The sequence below is a fragment of the Longimicrobium sp. genome, from assembly GCF_035474595.1.
In the GTDB taxonomy this organism is placed as follows: domain Bacteria; phylum Gemmatimonadota; class Gemmatimonadetes; order Longimicrobiales; family Longimicrobiaceae; genus Longimicrobium.
On the sequence record NZ_DATIND010000155.1, the window covers coordinates 191076 to 207344 of the forward strand.

Annotated in this window: 12 protein-coding genes; 5 read left to right on the forward strand and 7 right to left on the reverse strand. The window is 71.6% G+C overall.

Going from position 1 to position 16269, the window contains the following annotated elements; all coding sequences use genetic code 11:
- Positions 1-215 precede the first annotated feature (215 nt).
- Together VLK66_RS27195 and VLK66_RS27200 are read left to right on the forward strand one after the other, a co-directional pair.
- The gene (locus tag VLK66_RS27195; RefSeq protein ID WP_325312662.1) at positions 216-818 is read left to right on the forward strand and encodes a NifU family protein; all 603 of its coding nucleotides are present in this window, start codon (positions 216-218) and stop codon (positions 816-818) included.
- A 205-nt stretch (positions 819-1023) separates the two neighbouring features.
- A complete protein-coding gene (locus tag VLK66_RS27200; RefSeq protein ID WP_325312663.1) occupies positions 1024-1941 on the forward strand; it encodes a DUF2167 domain-containing protein in 918 nt (305 codons plus the stop codon).
- A gap of 150 nt (positions 1942-2091) precedes the next feature.
- Here the strand turns inward: VLK66_RS27200 and VLK66_RS27205 are convergent, their stop codons facing one another.
- Entirely contained in the window at positions 2092-3558 is a 1467-nt protein-coding gene (locus tag VLK66_RS27205) for an RNB domain-containing ribonuclease (RefSeq protein ID WP_325312664.1), read from the reverse strand.
- Between the two features lie 322 nt (positions 3559-3880).
- Between VLK66_RS27205 and VLK66_RS27210 the strand changes: the two genes are divergently transcribed.
- Positions 3881-4054 carry a hypothetical protein gene (locus VLK66_RS27210; RefSeq protein ID WP_325312665.1) on the forward strand — a complete coding sequence of 58 codons (174 nt, stop codon included), beginning with the start codon at positions 3881-3883 and terminating at the stop codon, positions 4052-4054.
- A 4-nt stretch (positions 4055-4058) separates the two neighbouring features.
- Here VLK66_RS27210 and VLK66_RS27215 read toward each other — a convergent pair whose 3' ends face one another.
- The 5 genes from VLK66_RS27215 to VLK66_RS27235 form a co-directional block, all read right to left on the reverse strand.
- Positions 4059-5357, reverse strand: a complete 1299-nt coding sequence (locus VLK66_RS27215) for a tetratricopeptide repeat protein (RefSeq protein WP_325312666.1) — start codon at positions 5355-5357, stop codon at positions 4059-4061.
- Positions 5358-5823: 466 nt separating this feature from the next.
- Complete coding sequence (locus tag VLK66_RS27220) at positions 5824-6582, reverse strand: carboxypeptidase-like regulatory domain-containing protein (protein WP_325312667.1); 759 nt, start codon at positions 6580-6582, stop codon at positions 5824-5826.
- 264 nt (positions 6583-6846) lie between these two features.
- Complete coding sequence (locus VLK66_RS27225) at positions 6847-9783, reverse strand: glutamate-cysteine ligase family protein (protein WP_325312668.1); 2937 nt, start codon at positions 9781-9783, stop codon at positions 6847-6849.
- The gene (locus tag VLK66_RS27230) at positions 9780-10571 is read right to left on the reverse strand and encodes a hypothetical protein (RefSeq protein ID WP_325312669.1); all 792 of its coding nucleotides are present in this window, start codon (positions 10569-10571) and stop codon (positions 9780-9782) included. Before VLK66_RS27230 ends, VLK66_RS27225 begins: the two co-directional genes overlap by 4 nt.
- A gap of 263 nt (positions 10572-10834) precedes the next feature.
- The gene (locus VLK66_RS27235; protein WP_325312670.1) at positions 10835-12715 is read right to left on the reverse strand and encodes a trypsin-like peptidase domain-containing protein; all 1881 of its coding nucleotides are present in this window, start codon (positions 12713-12715) and stop codon (positions 10835-10837) included.
- Between the two features lie 435 nt (positions 12716-13150).
- Here VLK66_RS27235 and VLK66_RS27240 point away from each other — a divergent pair, with 435 nt between their 5' ends.
- On the forward strand, positions 13151-14209 hold the full coding sequence (locus VLK66_RS27240; protein WP_325312671.1) for a cyanophycin synthetase family protein: 1059 nt from the start codon (positions 13151-13153) through the stop codon (positions 14207-14209).
- A complete protein-coding gene (locus tag VLK66_RS27245; RefSeq protein ID WP_325312672.1) occupies positions 14209-15165 on the forward strand; it encodes a cyanophycinase in 957 nt (318 codons plus the stop codon). Before VLK66_RS27240 ends, VLK66_RS27245 begins: the two co-directional genes overlap by 1 nt.
- A 402-nt stretch (positions 15166-15567) precedes the next feature.
- Here VLK66_RS27245 and VLK66_RS27250 read toward each other — a convergent pair whose 3' ends face one another.
- A complete protein-coding gene (locus VLK66_RS27250) occupies positions 15568-16188 on the reverse strand; it encodes a hypothetical protein (protein WP_325312673.1) in 621 nt (206 codons plus the stop codon).
- Between the last annotated feature and the right edge of the window lie 81 nt (positions 16189-16269).

The following is a 16269-nucleotide window of genomic DNA, read 5'->3' on the forward strand; positions in this document are numbered from 1 at the left end:
GCGGCGCTCCCGGCTCTGCGTGAGGGATGCGCGCCCGCAGGGCCGGGACGGCGGAGGCGGGCAGTTTCGCCGCAGCCGGCCCGGCGCCGTTGGGCACAGTGGTACCGTGCCCTACGGCGCGCGCAGCCCGGTTCCGCGCCTCGGGCGCGGAACACGCCCCAACCCCGTGGTTTCATGAGACTGGCGGCCGCGCCGCGGCCGTGGAAAGCACCGACATGATCGAGCTCACCGACACCGCGCGCGCCAAGATCCAGTCGCTGGTGGACGCCGAGGTGGTGCGCGACCCCGCGCTGCGCATCGGCGTGGCGGCCGGCGACGAGCCGCGCAGCCCGCTGGAGCGCGAGTACGCCATCTCGCTGGTGGAACGCGAGGACAAGCAGAAGACGGAGATCGCCATCAACCTGGACGGCATCCGCGTGCTGCTGAACCTGGACACCAGCAACCTGCTGAGCGGCGCCACCATCGACTGGAACGAAGGTGACGGCGGGTTCAGCGTGGACACGCCGAAACCGCGCTTCATCCCCCCGCCCACGCTTTCCGGCAACCCCGGGGTCAGCGGCCCGCTGGCCGACCGCGTGCAGCGGGTGCTGGACACGCTGGTGAACCCGCGCATCGCGGCGCACGGCGGCGCGGTGGAGCTGGTGGACGTGAGCGACGACACCATCTGGGTGCGGATGAGCGGCGGGTGCCAGGGATGCAGCGCCAGCGCCGCCACGCTGCGGATGGGCGTGGAGCGGATGGTGAAGGAGGAGGTGCCGGAGATCCACGAGATCATCGACGTCACCGACCACGACTCCGGGGCCAACCCGTACTACTGAGCCTCGCCGGGACGCAACGGGAGCGGGGGACGATGCAGATGCGCATCGTCCCCCCGCTTCGTTTCGGTGTCGAACTTCGCGGTGGACCGGACATCCCGCGGAGGCGATCGCGGGGATTGCGGAGAATGTCACGAACGGACAATTTGGAGCGACTGCTGGTTCCCTCCCGCCGGTCCATCCCACCATCCCACCGGAGCCCACCCCGATGCGCAGGAGCATTGTCCTTCTCACCGCCGTTCTCGTTCCCGCCGCGCTGCACGGGCAGGCGCCGCCGCAGCCGGCCGCGCAGGACTCGTTCACCCCCGCGGAGTTCGACGCCACGCTGCACTACCAGACCGGGACCATCAGCCTGCCGGGCGGAATCGCCACGATCCGTCTGCCGGAGGGCTACCGCTTCCTGGACGGCGAGAACGCCGAGCGGGTGATCGTGCAGGGATGGGGGAACCCGCCCGGCACCTCGCACCCGCTCGGGATGATCGTGCCCGCGCGGAGCCCGGTGGACAGCGCCGGGTGGGGCGTGGTGGTGACGTACCGCGACGACGGCTACGTGAAGGACGACGAGGCGGAAAAGATCGACTACGACGAGATGCTGCGGCAGATGCAGCAGGAGACGCGCGAGGACAACGCCGAGCGCGCGCGGCAGGGATACGCCACGCTGGACCTGGTGGGGTGGGCGGCGCGCCCGCGCTACGACGTGGCCACGCACAAGCTGTACTGGGCGCGCGAGCTGGCCGAGGTGGGCGCGGCGGATGGCGAGCACGCGCTGAACTACGACGTGCGCGTGCTGGGGCGCCGCGGCGTGCTCTCGCTGAACGCGGTGGCCGGGATGTCGCAGCTGCCGGAGATCGAGCGCGACATGCAGGGCGTGCTGGGCTTCGTGGACTTCAACGAGGGCCACCGCTACGCCGACTTCACCGGCGGCGACAAGGTGGCGGCGTACGGCATCGGCGCGCTGGTGGCGGGAACGGTGGCGGCCAAGGCGGGCTTCTTCAAGGTGCTGCTGCTGGGGCTGCTCGCGGCCAAGAAGGCGATCGTCGCCGGCGTGATCGCCCTGGCCGCGGCCGCGAAGCGCCTCTTCGGCGGCGGCTCTTCGAAGGAGGGCGGGAAGCCCGCGGCGGGATAGCGGGGCGACGGATCTCCATCACGATAAAAGCACGGCGGCCGGGGGATTTTCCTCCGGCCGCCGCGTCGCTTTCTCCCCCGGTTCCGCCGCATCACCTCAAGGTCGTCGCGAGGACGCCGCACACTGGAAGTCGATGCGCGTCGCGATCGGCTATACCACCTCGAAGTGGCTCTCCCCCTCGTCCACGGAGACGTCGGTCAGCTTCACCTGCACGTGCTCGCCGAGGTCCAGCCACTTCGTGTGCTCGCCGCGCGCGGCGATGGCGCGCACGGGGGGATCCTCGATCTGCACCTCGACCTTGCCGTCGTGCATCCCCAGCACGGTGGACCCGAAGCTCTCGCCCACGCGCCCGCTCAGCATCCACGCCTCGGCGATGTCGACCACGGCGCGCTCCAGCTTGCCGCCGCGCGTCTCCGTCTCGTTCATCACCCTGGCCAGCTCGGGAAGCCGCGCGCGGTTCTCCGCGTCCGGGGCGCGCCCGGCAGACAGGTCGGCGACGAGCTCCAGCACGTAGCGGTCGGCCAGACGGCGGAGCGGGGCCGTGCAGTGCGCGTACAGCATCGCCAGCGCGTGATGCTCGGCGTCGGCGGGCACCTCGCCGTCGAACGCGAGGTAGTCCGCGCCGCGCATCACCCGCTTGGCCTGCCAGACGAGCGGGGCCGCGAGCGGGTTCTTCAGGTCGATGGAGCGGATGAACTCGGCGTACGACATCGTCGGCGGCCAGGGGAAGCGCAGCGCCCGCGCCGCGCGCCGGAAGGCGGCGATCGCGCCCTCCTCGGCGGGCGGAAGGACGCGGAGGAGGCCGACCTTCCCCTCGACCATCCTCAGTGCCGCCGCGTGCCCGGTGAGCAGGGAAACGTGCGAGTTCCAGTCCTCCGACGCGCTGGGCTGCTCGTACTCCAGCTCGTAGCCCAGCCGCGCGGCCGCCGCGCGCTCCACGTGCTGCGTGAGGATGGGGAGCGACACGCCGCCGCGCTCCACCTCGCGCTGGCGCCGCTGCTCGCCGAACGCCTTCAGCGTGGTGAGCGAGTCGGCCCACGGCTGGCCGCGGAACTTCGCCCCGCCGCCCTCCACGTGCTCCAGCGCCTGCTGGTAGGTGAGCTGCGCGCGGCTCCGCACCAGCGCCCGCTCCATCGTCCACGACACGATCTCGGCGCGCGCGTCCAGCTCGAAGGCGAAGACGAAGGCGGGCTTCACCGCGTCCGGCAGCAGGCTGGCCGCGCCCTCGCTGAGCATCGAGGGGTACAGCGGCTGCCGGCAGTCGGGCGCATAGAAGGTCACCCCGCGCAGCCACGCCTCGCGCTCGATGGGGCCGCCGCGCTCCACCCAGAAGCCCACGTCGGCGATGGCGTACCAGACGCGGAACCCGTCGCCCGCGCGCTCCAGCCGCAGCGCCTGGTCCAGGTCGCGGCTCCCCGGCGGGTCGATGGTGACGAAGGGGATGCCGGTGAGGTCCGCGCGCCCCGGCGCGCCCGATGGATCGCGTCGCGCGGCTGCTTCGGCCGCGGCCAGCACCTCCGGCGGGAACGCGGCGCGGACGCCCAGCTCCTCGCGCTTGCGGGTGAAGGCGGCCTCGATCTGCGCGACGTTCGGAGCGGTGCCAGGGCGGGTGGACATGGTCGCGGGGGCGGAGGGTTGGTCCTGCGCGCGCGAAGCTCGCGGCGAAAGGCGAAAAGCTGCCGCGCGCACCCGCGTCCGCGCCAGCCCGGAGAGAACCGGTCCGGGCCTAAGACGCCTTCAAGGATGGCTCAGTGGGATGAAAAGCTGGAATTGCGGGATGAACTGCAGCACCAGAGTGGTGCAGATGGACCAATGTGGCGGGAAAATATCGATTTACGGGTGCTGATGTCCGACCTCTCCGTCCATCTGGGGGATAGTTTCCGCCGCATGCGCGGTCATCTCCCGCGACGCCTCCCCCAAATCACTACAGGAAGTACAGATGAAGATCCGGTTCGCCGTTCTGTTCGCGCTTGTCCTCGCCAGCGCCGTTGCCTGCAGCCAGAGCCCGACCTCCGTGGATTCCAGCCGCCGGACCCCGGCTACCACCGCCCGCGACGGGGATGCCACCGATACGACGAGCCGCAGCGGGGGAACCATCGGCAGCGGTCACTGACGCTTCAGGCGGCCACCATCTCCAGTTTGCCAGAGGTGAGCACCCGGACAATATCGGCCGCGAGCGCGGGCGCCGCCGGCACCTTTGCTGTGGCTGCCATCCGCCGAGCGGCCGCATGCCGGGTGGCCGCTTCGAGCACGGCTTCGGCTTCAAGGACGACACGCCCCTCCGCCCGCTTGCGGGCGATCGACACCGCCTCGTCGGCATAACCGGCCGCGGCGCGCATGTCGCCCAGGTTCAGCGCGCCATGCGCGAGTCCCAGGAGCGTGCGCGCCGCCAGCTCTTCGGGAACGGCGGGGTTGCTGAGCAGCTCATCCGCATGGCTGACCGCGGCATCGTACTTCGTCCGGTCGCCAACCCCCCCCGCGGCGCGGGCGATCAGACTCTGAATGATGGGTCGGACGGAGGGGTCGTCTACCACCGGCTCCAATGCGAGCGCCACATTCAACGCGCCCTGGAACTGACCCCGAAGGTTCCAGTGGTGCGCCACGTCGTGCGCCAGTCGCTGAATGGCCGTGGTGTTCGATCCATATGCTTCCAGCGCGCGGGCTGCGAGGGTGTCGACCTCCAGCCCCGCCTGCATTTCCACTTCCGCGCTGAACAGGTTGTGGTAGGCGGCGCCGACGAGGTCGGGGACGTGGTGGCGCTCGGCGGCGTTCAGGCAGCGCAGGTGCGCGCGCTTGGCGGCGGGGTAGTTGCCCCGCTGCATGTGCAGGTTGCCCATGCCCGCCAGCGCCGACGCGTACGAGCGCCACTCGCGGCTCTCGCGCGCCTGCACCACCGCGCGCGTGTACCAGCTCTCCGCGCGGTCGTAGTCGGCCAGGCGGCGGGCCACGCGGCCGACCGCGTACGCGAGCGACGCCGAGTCCGGCGAGACCAGCGCGGCGGCCTGCGAGAACTCGAGCGAGGTGCGGAGCGCGCCGCGCCACTCGGCCCACACGGCCACGCGCCGGCAGGCGTTCACCAGGCGCAGCATGTCGGCCCGCGCGGGGTGGCGGAGGAGGTCGGCGAAGATGGAGAGCGGGGCCTGCAGCTCGGGGTCGGCGTCCATCACGCCCAGCTCCTGCTGGCGCGTGCGGGCGGCGTCACCCGCGAAAAGCGACGCGCGGCCCGTGGGCGGAGTCTCGGCCCAGAGCAGCACGTTGCGAACCGACCGCCAGAGCACGAGGCCCAGGTCGCCGGGGATTTCGTCGAGAATGGAGATGGCGTCCACGCGCTCGATGCCGCGCGTGAGGGCCGGAGGGACGCGCTGCCGCCGGTTGGGAGCCGGTTTGCGTGTGCGGCTGCGTGAGGTGAGCTGCATGTCGGGTTCGGGCGGGGTCGGCAGGGCCGGTTGCACAGATCCCGGAAGCGTACGGCGCAAGATAACCGGGCGCAAGCGAAATGTTCCTGTTACGCCACACCGGATGGGCAAGTGCGCGGACGTGGAGACAATCTTATACAAACCGTCTGGTTAGGGAACCTCTCCGGGACAGAATGTAACGTTATACGCCGCAGAGGGAAGGGGCCGCGGACGCGTTCGCCCACCGCCGGACGCGAGAGGTGCGCGTAAATGCCCCATTGCGTGAGGGATGCGCGCCCGCAGGGCCGGGAACCCGGCGGGGCGGCGGCGCGAATGCTTCGGAAGACGAGACGGGCCCCCGGCGGAGACGAACCCGCCGGGGGCCCGGCGCCGTTGGCAACAGCCGTATCGTTGCCTACGGCGCGCGCAGCCCGTTTGGGCGCCCCGGCGCCCAACACGCCCGCATCCCGCCGTTCGCCGTTTCCGCCTACGACGCGAGGGTGCGCCGGGTCCAGACCACCACCACCCCGCACCCGCTGTTGGCGCCGTTGAACTGCGGCGGGATGCGCGCGCCGTTGTAAATCTCCACGCCCTCGATCAGCAGCCCCTGGAACTCGTGGTCCAGGTCGTTCACGGGGCCGTAGCGGGTGCCGTCGAGGTAGAAGATGGGCTCGCACTCGCCGCCCACGATCTCGGGGACGTTCTTGCCGAAGCGCAGCAGCGGCCGCCCGCCGTCGCTGGTGATGTACACGCCGGGGATGCGGCGCATGGCGTCGGACATCCGCCCGCGCCCGTCGGGGCCGAAGTCGTCGCGGGTGAGGAAGCGGCCGCTTCCCCAGGTGGCCTTGCGGATGTAGAAGTCGCGCAGGAGCGGCGAGCGCGGGAGCGTGGCGGCCGTGACGTTCAGCCGCCGCAGCACCACCGGGTCCAGCCCCAGCGCCACGGAGACGGTCTGTGCCGCGCCGGGCTGCACGGTGGCCTGCGTGCGGCCGGCAAGGTAGCCCAGCCGCCGCGCCTCGACCGTGACCGGCCCGGCGGGAACGGCACGGAAGACGGCCTCGCCGCGGGCGTTGGTCTCGCCGCGCGCGCGGCCGGCGGTGACGCTCGCTCCCGCGATCGGCTGCCCCGTGGTGGTGTCGGCGACGATGACGGTGAGGTCGGCCGCGGCCTGCTGCGCACGCGCCGCCGGCGGAACCGCCGCGGCGAGCAGGAGGAGCGGGAGGATGCGGACGAGTCGTTGCTGCATCGGGAGAACCTCCGCGGTGGAGGTGATTCGGATGAAAGGGCGATGACGGGCCGTCACGCGGTCCGCGCGGCGGCTCGCCATCGGAACGACTCGCCGCGGGCGATTCTGACTGATCCGGATCGGTTGCGGAAAAAACAGAGATCCCTCCCCGGGATGTCACGTTTGGGGAGGGACCGGGCATGCATGCCGGCCTACCGGCGGTCGGATGAAGTAAACTTGATGGAGGTTGAGCTTCGTGTCAAGCTCGTCCATTCTTGTCCGATTTCAGAGCCCCCGGCCGCGCCAGGGCTCGTTGGCCTCGAGGCAGTCCATCAGCTCGATGTAGATGCGGCGGGCGGCTTCGGTGAAGTCTTCGTCCGGCCCTTCCTCGTACGGGCGCAGGGCGGAGCGGATGCACTCGGAGAGGGAGCCGCGCTCGATGACACCGGCGACGAGCTCCAGGTACGGCGCTTCGTCCTTGCGCGCGCCCTTGCGCGCGACGGCCAGGAGCTCGCGCAGGACGGCGCGGACGTCGGTGCGGCCGGTCTCGTCGCGCTCCACGGGGACGTGCGGGGCGGTCACCACGGCGGCGCTGCCGTCGCGGATGGTGGCGCGGAAGTCCTCCACCAGCAGCTCGTGCGGGGGGAGGACGATGCGCCCCGCCAGCACCCGCCTGGTCATCTCCTTCAGCGCGGCGCGGACGAAGGCGGCGATGGCGGCGTCCATCCGCACGCACTCCTGCGTGTCCAGCACGCGCACCTCCATCGCCCGGCGCGAGAACTTGAAGACGGCGCCGCGGGCGTTCAGGAACTCGTGGCGGATGGCCGAGGTGTCGCCGGGGAGCCGGTCGAGCGCGGCGTACATCGGGCCGAGGACGTTCTTCCGGTAATCCCCGAAGCTCTCCACGTATTCGGGAACGAGCTGGCCGCAGCTCTCGGGGATGCGCGCCTGGTGCTCCAGGATCCACGCCAGCCGCGAGTCGGCGTGCGGCCGCAGGTCGCCCTCGAACATGGGCGTGCTGGCCGCCAGCGCGGGAAGGTAGGGGATGAGGAGCGCCGCGGCCGTGTGCATCGCCAGCGTCTCCCGCTCGCTGCCGAAGGGGAGGTTGAGGTGCGACGCCTGCACGTTCATCCAGCCGTGCGTGCGGACGTCGAACAGGCGCTCGTAGGTGCCGTAGATGCGGCCGCCCGAGCGCGCCCAGAGCCGCCCCTTTCGCGGGTCGAACCAGGGGTGCATCCCCGTGGGCATCAGCCGCGCGTCGAACTCGTCGCGGAGCACGGCGGTGAAGCGCTGCACGCCCTCGTACAGCACCTCCTCGGCCTGGCGCAGGGAGCGGACGGGCGCGGTGGTCTTCACCTCGAAGACGTGGTCGGCGATCTCGTTGCTGAAGCCCAGGGCGCCCAGGTGCACGTCGCTCGTTCCCCGCCCGGCCAGGATGCGGAAGGCGGGCTCGACCAGGGAGACGACGTTCAGGTCGCGGTCCACTGTGGGGTACTCCAGCTCCATCCCCGCCACCTCGAAGGCGCGGTATCCCCTGGCGCCGCCGTCGCCCTGCGCCTTCACCTGCACGGGGCGGCGGATGGAAGCCAGCCCGGCTCCGTCTCCATCCCCGTTCGCCGCCGGTGACGGAGATCCCTCCTCGATGCGCTGCACGAAGAAGCTCACGATGTCTTCGTAGATGACGTTCCCGTCCACCGCGTCCTCGTAGCCGACGTCGAGGTTGGGGTTGTCGTTGATCTCGATCACCACCGGCCCGCGCTCCGTCTCCTTCAAGTCGACCCCGTACAGCCCCCGGCCGATGAGCGAGGCGGCCCGGAGCGCGGTCTCCACCACGGCGGCGGGGGCCTGGCCGCGGGGGACGGCCTCGACCTTTCCGTAGCGCTCGGTGCCCTTCACCTCGGTGCGGATCTGCCAGTGCCCGCGCGCCATGAAGTAGCGCGAGGCGAAGAGGAGCCGCCCGCCCAGCACCGTCACCCGCCAGTCGAAGTCGGTGGGAAGGAACTCCTGGGCGATGAGGAGCGGCGAGCGCGCGAACATCTCCTTCGAGCGGCGCCGGAACTCGTCGCGGCTGGTGATCTTGTGCACCGCGGCGGAGAAGGAGCCGTCGGGGAGCTTGATGACGAAGGGGAGGCCGAGCGACTGCAGCGTGGCCCACGGCGTGGTCTGGGTGACGATGAGGGTGCGCGGCGTGGGGATCCCCTCGCGGCGCAGCAGCTCTTCCAGGAAGACCTTGTTGCCGCAGCGGATGATGGACTGCGGGTCGTCGACCACGGGCATGTCCAGCGCCTCGGCCCGCAGGGCGAACTGGAAGGCGGGCTCGGAGACGCCGGTGAGCGAGCGGATGAAGAGCGCGTCGTACTCGGGCAGCTTGCGCATGTCGCCCGGCCCGATGCGGGCCACGTGCACGTTCAGCCGCGACGCCACCCGCTCCAGCCGATCGATGGTCTCGGGCGACGAGGGGCTGAACGGGTCGCCCGGGTCGACGAGGACGGCGATGGAGGCGCGCACCGTCTCGCGCGGCGCCTCGCGGCCGCGGCGGAGGACGCGCTGCTCGTCGGCCAGCGCGCGCACCAGGTGCTTTCTCTCGTCGACGTCCAGGTGGTGCGGGGGGACGGCGGCCACCTGCGTGACCTTCCACTCCTCGTCTTCCTCCACCAGCTGCAGCCGCAGCACCGGCGCCGGCCACTCGCGGTAAACGGCGAGCGCCGCGCGCTGGAAGCGGGGATCGGCGCAGGTGCCCAGGTAGACCAGCGTCTCCACCAGCTCTTCGGGCGCGGCGGGGCGGCATCTCCCGTCCCCGCCGCGGATCACGGGAATGGGGAAGGGGTGCCGCGGCTCCTCGTCTCCCTCTCCCGGCCGGGCGGAGGGGATGGGGTGGACGTGGCCCAGCTCGCGGCGGCGGACGCTCATCTCCCCCGCGTCGATCGTGGCCACGCCCGCCTCCTGGAGCGCGCGGAAGCGCCCGTACGGCTCGTGCAGCCCCTCGCTGGTGTCGACGGTGGGGATCACCTGCTGGCGGCGCGCGTCGGCCAGCAGCGAGACGTAGTAGCCGCGGCTCCCGTAGCGCGTGGTGCGGCAGAGGTTCACCACCGTGGCGCGCGGATCGGAGAGCTCGCCCGCGCCTTCCAGGTAGCGGTCGGCGTCCACCACCATCTCGCCCGGCAGCCCGTCCGCGTCGCGCGCGTCCGAGACCACCACCAGCACCCGCCTGCGGCTGCTCACGCGCGGGGCTCCTCCGCAGGCCACACCTCGAGAAGCACCGCGTCGTAGGTCACGTCGCCCAGCAGGATGGCGTTGGTCAGCCGGTCGGCGTCGACCACCAGCTTCTCCTCGTCGCCCGGTTCGGGGGGGATCTGCTCGAAGGGGTCGAGGACGATCAGGCGGCGCCCCCACTGCTCGTAGCCGCTGATCACCACGAAGTGGCCGGTGGGCTCGCCGCGCACGTCGTCGTCCACCAGGCGGTTGATCATGGGGTCCCAGCGCTCGCGGGCGTAGCGGTAGAGATAGGTGGCGCTCAGCCCCGCCAGGATCGGGTGCTCGCGGTCGATGATGGACTTCAGCAGCGCCGGGGTGAGCTCCTCGAAGGCCAGGTCGCCGCCCAGCTCCAGGAAGTGGAGATAGGCCTGCGCCGCGCGGAGGCGCTTGGCGTCGTTCAGGTACGGGAAGCGCGCGTGGATCTTCTCCGCCAGCTGGGCGTGCGGGAGCCGGGCCCAGGTGGGGTCGAAGATGCGCAGGTCGTACGAGTAGATGCGGGCGCGCAGTCCCCGCTTCAGCGCGGAGATGCCGAGGAACACGGCAAGCGTGCCGCCGTCCTCGTTGCGCTCGAGCGAGGCGATGACCTCGTCGAGCCCCACGTCCAGCCCGTAGAAGGAGTAGACCTTCCGCAGGCAGGTGGGGCCGCAGGTCACGTCGTCGGGCTGCACGAAGCGCTGCACGGGCAGCTCGTGCGCGGCGCGGGCGGCGGCCACGGTGCGCTCGTCGACCGCCGGCAGCGGGGGTGCGGATGCCATTGTCTGTTCTGTCTCCTGACCCGTCGGTAAGCCTTGGCGGTAGAGCAACGGGTGTACCACGCCGGAGTACGGAAGTGCGGAAGTGGGGCAGGAAGTCCTAAGTCCTAAGTCCTAAGTGCTGAGTGCTGAGTGCTGAGTGCTGAGTGCTGAGTGCTGAGTGCCGAGTGGCAGACAGCATCGCGCCCGCGGCCGGAGCGGCCGCGGGCGCGATGTTCATCGTATTCCGTACTTCCGTACACTCGTACTCCGCGCCGGAGCGCGGGCTACCGGCGGCTGCTCTGGATGCGGAGGAGGTAGTTGCCGGTGTCCTGCGAGACCGAGTTCGCCACGATCACGTACGGGCCCGAGTGCGGCAGCGTGAGCGTCAGCGAGGAGTTGTTCCCGCCGCCCGAATCGTCGTCGTGCTCGTACAGCGGGCCGTTGGGGTCGTTCACCACCAGCCACGCGTCGAAGGCGCTGGACTGCAGGGTGATGGTGATGCGCTCGCCGGCGCGGCCCTGGTACACGTAGCCGTCCATGTACGTGTTGTCGTCGCGCAGCACGTCGGTGCTGCTCAGGCGGCCGGCGACCGACTGCCCCGCCTGGATGGCGGGAAGCCGCCGCCAGTCCAGGTCGGTGATGGCGACGCCGCGCCCGCCGGTGTCGTCCTGCCCCGGGGCGGGGCGGGCGCCGCCGCTCTGCACCGAGAGGGTGTACGGGCCGGTGTCGCGCTGCCCCACCGTGTTGGCGGCGATCAGGTACGGGCCGCTGCGCGGGAGCGTGACCGTGAGCTGCGAGTCGTTGCCGCCCGCGCCGTCGTCGTTGTGCTGGTCGAACCCGCCGGGGCCGCGGACGACCAGCCACGAGTCGAACGAGTTGGAGCGCAGCGTGACGGTGATGCGCTCGCCCGCGCGGCCCTGGTACACGTACGGGTGAACGTAGGTGTTGTCGTTCAGCAGGAAGTCGGCGCTGGTCAGGCGCCCGCTCATCGTCTGCCCCGCCGTGATGCGGGTGGCGCGGCTCATGTCGATGTCCTCGAAGCCGCCGCGGCCGCCCTGCCCCCCGTCGTCGTCCGCCACGACGTCGCCGCGGCCCGCGCCGCGCACCGTCAGCCGGTAGCGCCCGGTGGCGTTCTCGGTGGCCGAGTTGGCCACGATCAGGAACTGCCCGGAGTGCGGCAGGGTGACGGTGAGCGTGGAGTTCAGCTCACCGGCGCTGTCGTCGTCGTACTCGCGCATCGGGCCGTTGGGGTCGTCCACCACCAGCCAGGTGTCGAAGTCGTCGGAGGTCAGCGTGACGGTGATGCGCTCGCCGGCGCGGCCCGTGTAGACGTAGGCGTCGGCGAACGAGCCGTCCGGCCGGCGGAAGTCCGCGGCCGTCAGCCGCCCCTCGGCCGACTGCCCGGTGGTGATGCGCGGGAGCGAGGCGGTGTTCAGGTCGCTGATGTCGCGCCGGCCGGTGGTGCCGCGGCCGCCGGTATCGCCGCCGCCGAAGCGCAGGTCGCCGTTGAAGGCGATGCGCCCGGGGGTGTTCTGGGTGAGCCGCGTGAGCTCGGTGACCGGGACGGCGAAGTTCAGGTTCTGCCCCTCGGCCAGCACGGCCACGCTCACGCCCACCACCTCGCCGCGCATGTTCAGCACGGGGCCGCCCGACGAGCCGTGGCTGATGGGCGCGCTGATCTGCAGCAACGTGCGCCCCTCCACCCGCCGCACGGCGCTGACGATGCCGGTGGACACCGTGTTCGACAGCCCCTCGGGCGCGCCGATGACCACGATGGCCTCGCCCACCTCGGGAAGGGCGCGCGCCAGCGGCAGGGTGGCCGGCGGGGTGTTGATCCGCGGCAGGATGGCCAGGTCGGCGGTGACGCCGCCCACCGCCTCGGCATACTGCGCGGTGCCCACGCGCCGCTCGTCGGCCGTCGTCGCCTCGATGCGCGAGGCGCCCTCGACCACGTGGCGGTTGGTGGCGATGCGGCCGTCGGGGAGGTAGAAGCCGCTCCCCAGGCTCATCTCGCGCCCCGAGGTGTTGAAGGCGTGGAGGGTGATGACGGCCGGGTTGGCGCGCCGGGTGATGTTCACCACGTCGTTCTGCGCCGCCGCGCGGGCGGCGGGAAGCAGCGCGAGCGCGAGCACGACCGGGACGGTCTTGATGGAGCGTGAAGGCATGGCAGGATACTCCGGAAGGCGGGCACCGGGAGGCGGTGAAGCGAAACGCTGTCGACAATCTGCGTGCGAGCACGGGAGGCGTCCAGATGCAGCAGGACGGACGTCCATCGCGCATACATCGTAACCTCGGACGCCGTACACTGTTCCGTCATCCCCCATCCCCTCGACCCGCATCTCCCGGATCGAGGGAGATGAGAAGAACGGAGTTTGGTGCGGCGAGGTTTCAGTGAGGTGAGGCGGTATCGGGGGAGGGGAGATCTCATCGAGGAGACAGCAACGCCCCGGAGCCGCCACGATGGTGCGGCGTCGAGTCCGCGAAGGCGGACTTCGGGCCGTTGTTGCCGCGAATTCCATTCGCCCTTTCCATCCGGTCGATGGCCGGCGTGGAGAGGCCCACCCTTTGCGCACTCGCCCGCGCGCCCGTATCTCAAGCCGATGAGCCGTCCCGATCCGTACACCGAGATCCGCCTGCTGTCGCTGCGCTCCGTGCGCGGCGCGAACCTGTGGTCGCGCCGGCCGGTCACGCGCATCGACCTGCACCCGGGCGAGTACGACGAGATCTCGTCGGCGCACGTGGCGGGGTTCACCGAGGCGCTGGTGGCCGCACTTCCCGGGCTGTGGGAGCACCGCTGCAGCATCGGCGAGCGCGGCGGGTTCGTCACGCGGCTGCGGCGGGGAACCTACGCGCCGCACATCATCGAGCACGTGGGGCTGGAGCTGCAGTCCATGGCCGGGCACGACGTGGGCTACGGCCGCGCCCGCGGCGGCGACCGCCCCGGCGAGTACACCGTGGTTTTCGAGCACCTGCACGCCGAGGTGGGGATGCGCGCCGCCGCGCTGGCGCTGGAGCTGGTGCAGCGCGGCTTCGCGGGGGAGCTGGACCGCGCCGCGGTGGACTTCGCGCTCGCCGAGCTGGCATCGCTCGCCGAGTCGCCCGACGTGCCGGCGCTGCACCAGACGGTGCTGTGCGGCATCGCCGGCGGCGGCGACCGCGCGGGCGCGCGCGACGAGATGGTGCGGCGGGGATTGAGCCAGCACGAGCTGGTGGTGGACCTGGCGCCGTCCTATCTCCTGAACGCGGGGCTGCCGTACTCGCGCTCGCACATCGCCGTGGTGCTGGACGCGGAGCCGGGCGACGTTCCCGAGCGCTACCGCGAGGACGACTTGGCGCGGCGGCTGGTGGCCATCCCCGCCGACGCGGTGATGCGCGACGGCGTCTTCATCTGCCCGGCCAGGGAGTGGGAGGTGCAGGACATGGCGCGCGACGCGGGGTGCCGCGTGGCCGTGTTCTCCACCCGCGACGACCTGCGGGATCGCGACATGCGGGTGGCGCACGCGGTGGCGTTCGTGCGCGACGGGCGGATCGTGATGGAGATTGCGGGGTCTACGGAAGACGGGGGCGAGCTGGACGGCCAGGCCTCGCCCGCGGCGCAGGTGGCGGCGGCGCTGGCCGTGCGCTCGCTGCAGGAACTGGAGACGGGGGTTGAGGCGTGATGGAGCGGCAGCGGAGCAACGGCACGGGCGGCGGTGAGGACACGCCCAACCGGCGGCGGAGCGACCGGCACGGCGGCACGCTGGTGCTGATCGGCGGCGCCTGCGACCCGGCGGGCGAGGCGTTCGGCCGCTTCGTGGAGCTGGCCGGCGGGCGCGACGGCGGGCGGATCGTGGGGCTGACCACCGCCTCGGCGCACCCGCTGAAGTCCGCGCGCGCGTGGATGAAGGACTTTTCCGATGCGGGCGCCACGCACGTGGAGTTCCCCATCGTGGACAGCCGCGACCGCGCGCAGGACGCCAAGGTGGCGGAGATGCTGCGCGACGCCGACGGCATCTTCCTGGGCGGCGGCGACCAGGTGCACCTGGTGACCACGCTGGGGGGATCGAAGGTGGGGCGCGCGCTGGCCGAGGCGTACACCGCGGGGGCGGTGATCTGCGGCACCAGCGCGGGGGCGGCGGCGCTCACCGAGACCATCCTGGCCGGTGGCGAGCCCGACCAGTACGGGCAGATGCAGGACCTTCACCTGGGCCCCGGCTTCGGGCTGCTGGGGTTCCGCGCGGTGATCGACACGCACTTCACGCAGCGGCGGCGGCTGCAGCGCCTGTTCATGGTCATCGCCCGCAACGCCGAGCTGATGGGGCTGGGGATCGACGAGGACACCGCCATGGTGGTGCGCGGGCACCTGGGCGAGGTCGTCGGGCGCGGGTCGGTGACCTTCGTGGACGGGCGCGGCGTGCGCTTCGACAACGCCGACGAGTGCGAGACGGGGACGCCGCTCACCCTCAGCTACCTGCGCGTGGGGATCGTGGGCGCCGGCTACACGCTGAACCTGCGCGAGCGCGAACTGGAGAACCTCCTCCAGACCCGCCGCGAGCAGGGCGAAACGACCGTTCTCCGCAGCGAAGAGGTGGCCGCGTCCACGCCCGCCGTGGTGCGGACGATGGGCGACGACTGATCGTCGGGTGACGGCTGATCGCGCCGGAGTCCGCTCGTCGCGCGCAAACCGATGAGGCCGGCCGCCGCTGACCCGCCAATGAATTGGCGGGCAACCACAGCACCAAGTCCCTCCGGGACTGCGGCCCTGCCATCGTCATCCTGAGGCCGGCCATGCTGAAGCCGTCGCCGCGCAATCGACGGCAGGCCGAAGGATCTATCGCCGGAACATGAGCGTGAGCCTGCCGTTCGCGCCAACGACAGGCTCACGTGCGAGGACGGTATGGATCCTTCGGCCTGCATGCATCGTCCGGGGGAAGAGGACAGTGTGGCCGGCCTCAGGATGACGTCTTTTCTCGCGTCGGCTCATCGTCCGCCAGAGAGAAGGCCCGCGACTTGGATCGAGTCGCGGGCCTTTCTTCATCTACCGTCCACCCTTTTGCGTGGGGATGGACTGGCGGGTGCCGGGGCCGGGGTACTTGCCCTCGGCGAAGCCGCCCTCGTTATAGCCGGGGTAGCGGCGCTCTTCGGTGCGGCGGTGGCGCGCGTCCCGGCCCTGCATCGGCGGGGCCTCGGGGCCCTCGCTGAAGCCCCAGGAGCGCCGCGGCCCGCCGTGCTCCAGCCCCGGTGAGCAGGCGTTGTACTGGCGCAGGTACTCGCGGTCGTAGCGCACGCCGCCGCCCCGCGGGCCGCCCTGCGGCGGCGGCCGCGGGACCCAGTGCCCGGCCACGGGGGGCGCGCCGCGCTGCTCGTACGCCTCGCGGTAGTAGCCGTCGGCGTCGTACCATCCTTCCGGCAGGTCGTAGCGCCCGTCGAACCCGCCGTAGCCGCCCAGGTCGGTCTGGTGGAAGAAGCGGTGATCGCCGTACGCGGCGATGTGCCGCCCGTCGCCCTGCATGCGGTTGCCGCGGTACTCGCCGCCGCGATAGTTGGGGTCGCCGCCCTCGTCCCAGTTCCACCCCGGGTCCATCTGGTAGCCCCGCAGCCCGAAGCTGTGCCCGTCGTACCCGCGGCGGTGGTCTCGATCGTAGGGATGCCGTGCCATCTCGCGCCTCCTCGTCATCAGGTTCACACGGTGGGACGGGGGAGCAGGATTCAGGCCCGCGCGGCTTCGGCATCTTCATCC

Bases quoted from the DNA above. Each gene is read 5' to 3' on its own strand.
- VLK66_RS27215 (WP_325312666.1), bottom strand. From the start codon at position 5,357: ATGCAGCTCACCTCACGCAGCCGCACACGCAAACCGGCTCCCAACCGG.
- VLK66_RS27230 (WP_325312669.1), bottom strand. From the start codon at position 10,571: ATGGCATCCGCACCCCCGCTGCCGGCGGTCGACGAGCGCACCGTGGCC.
- VLK66_RS27210 (WP_325312665.1), top strand. From the start codon at position 3,881: ATGAAGATCCGGTTCGCCGTTCTGTTCGCGCTTGTCCTCGCCAGCGCC.
- VLK66_RS27200 (WP_325312663.1), top strand. From the start codon at position 1,024: ATGCGCAGGAGCATTGTCCTTCTCACCGCCGTTCTCGTTCCCGCCGCG.
- VLK66_RS27250 (WP_325312673.1), bottom strand. From the start codon at position 16,188: ATGGCACGGCATCCCTACGATCGAGACCACCGCCGCGGGTACGACGGG.
- VLK66_RS27220 (WP_325312667.1), bottom strand. From the start codon at position 6,582: ATGCAGCAACGACTCGTCCGCATCCTCCCGCTCCTCCTGCTCGCCGCG.
- VLK66_RS27245 (WP_325312672.1), top strand. From the start codon at position 14,209: ATGGAGCGGCAGCGGAGCAACGGCACGGGCGGCGGTGAGGACACGCCC.
- VLK66_RS27235 (WP_325312670.1), bottom strand. From the start codon at position 12,715: ATGCCTTCACGCTCCATCAAGACCGTCCCGGTCGTGCTCGCGCTCGCG.
- VLK66_RS27195 (WP_325312662.1), top strand. From the start codon at position 216: ATGATCGAGCTCACCGACACCGCGCGCGCCAAGATCCAGTCGCTGGTG.
- VLK66_RS27205 (WP_325312664.1), bottom strand. From the start codon at position 3,558: ATGTCCACCCGCCCTGGCACCGCTCCGAACGTCGCGCAGATCGAGGCC.
- VLK66_RS27240 (WP_325312671.1), top strand. From the start codon at position 13,151: ATGAGCCGTCCCGATCCGTACACCGAGATCCGCCTGCTGTCGCTGCGC.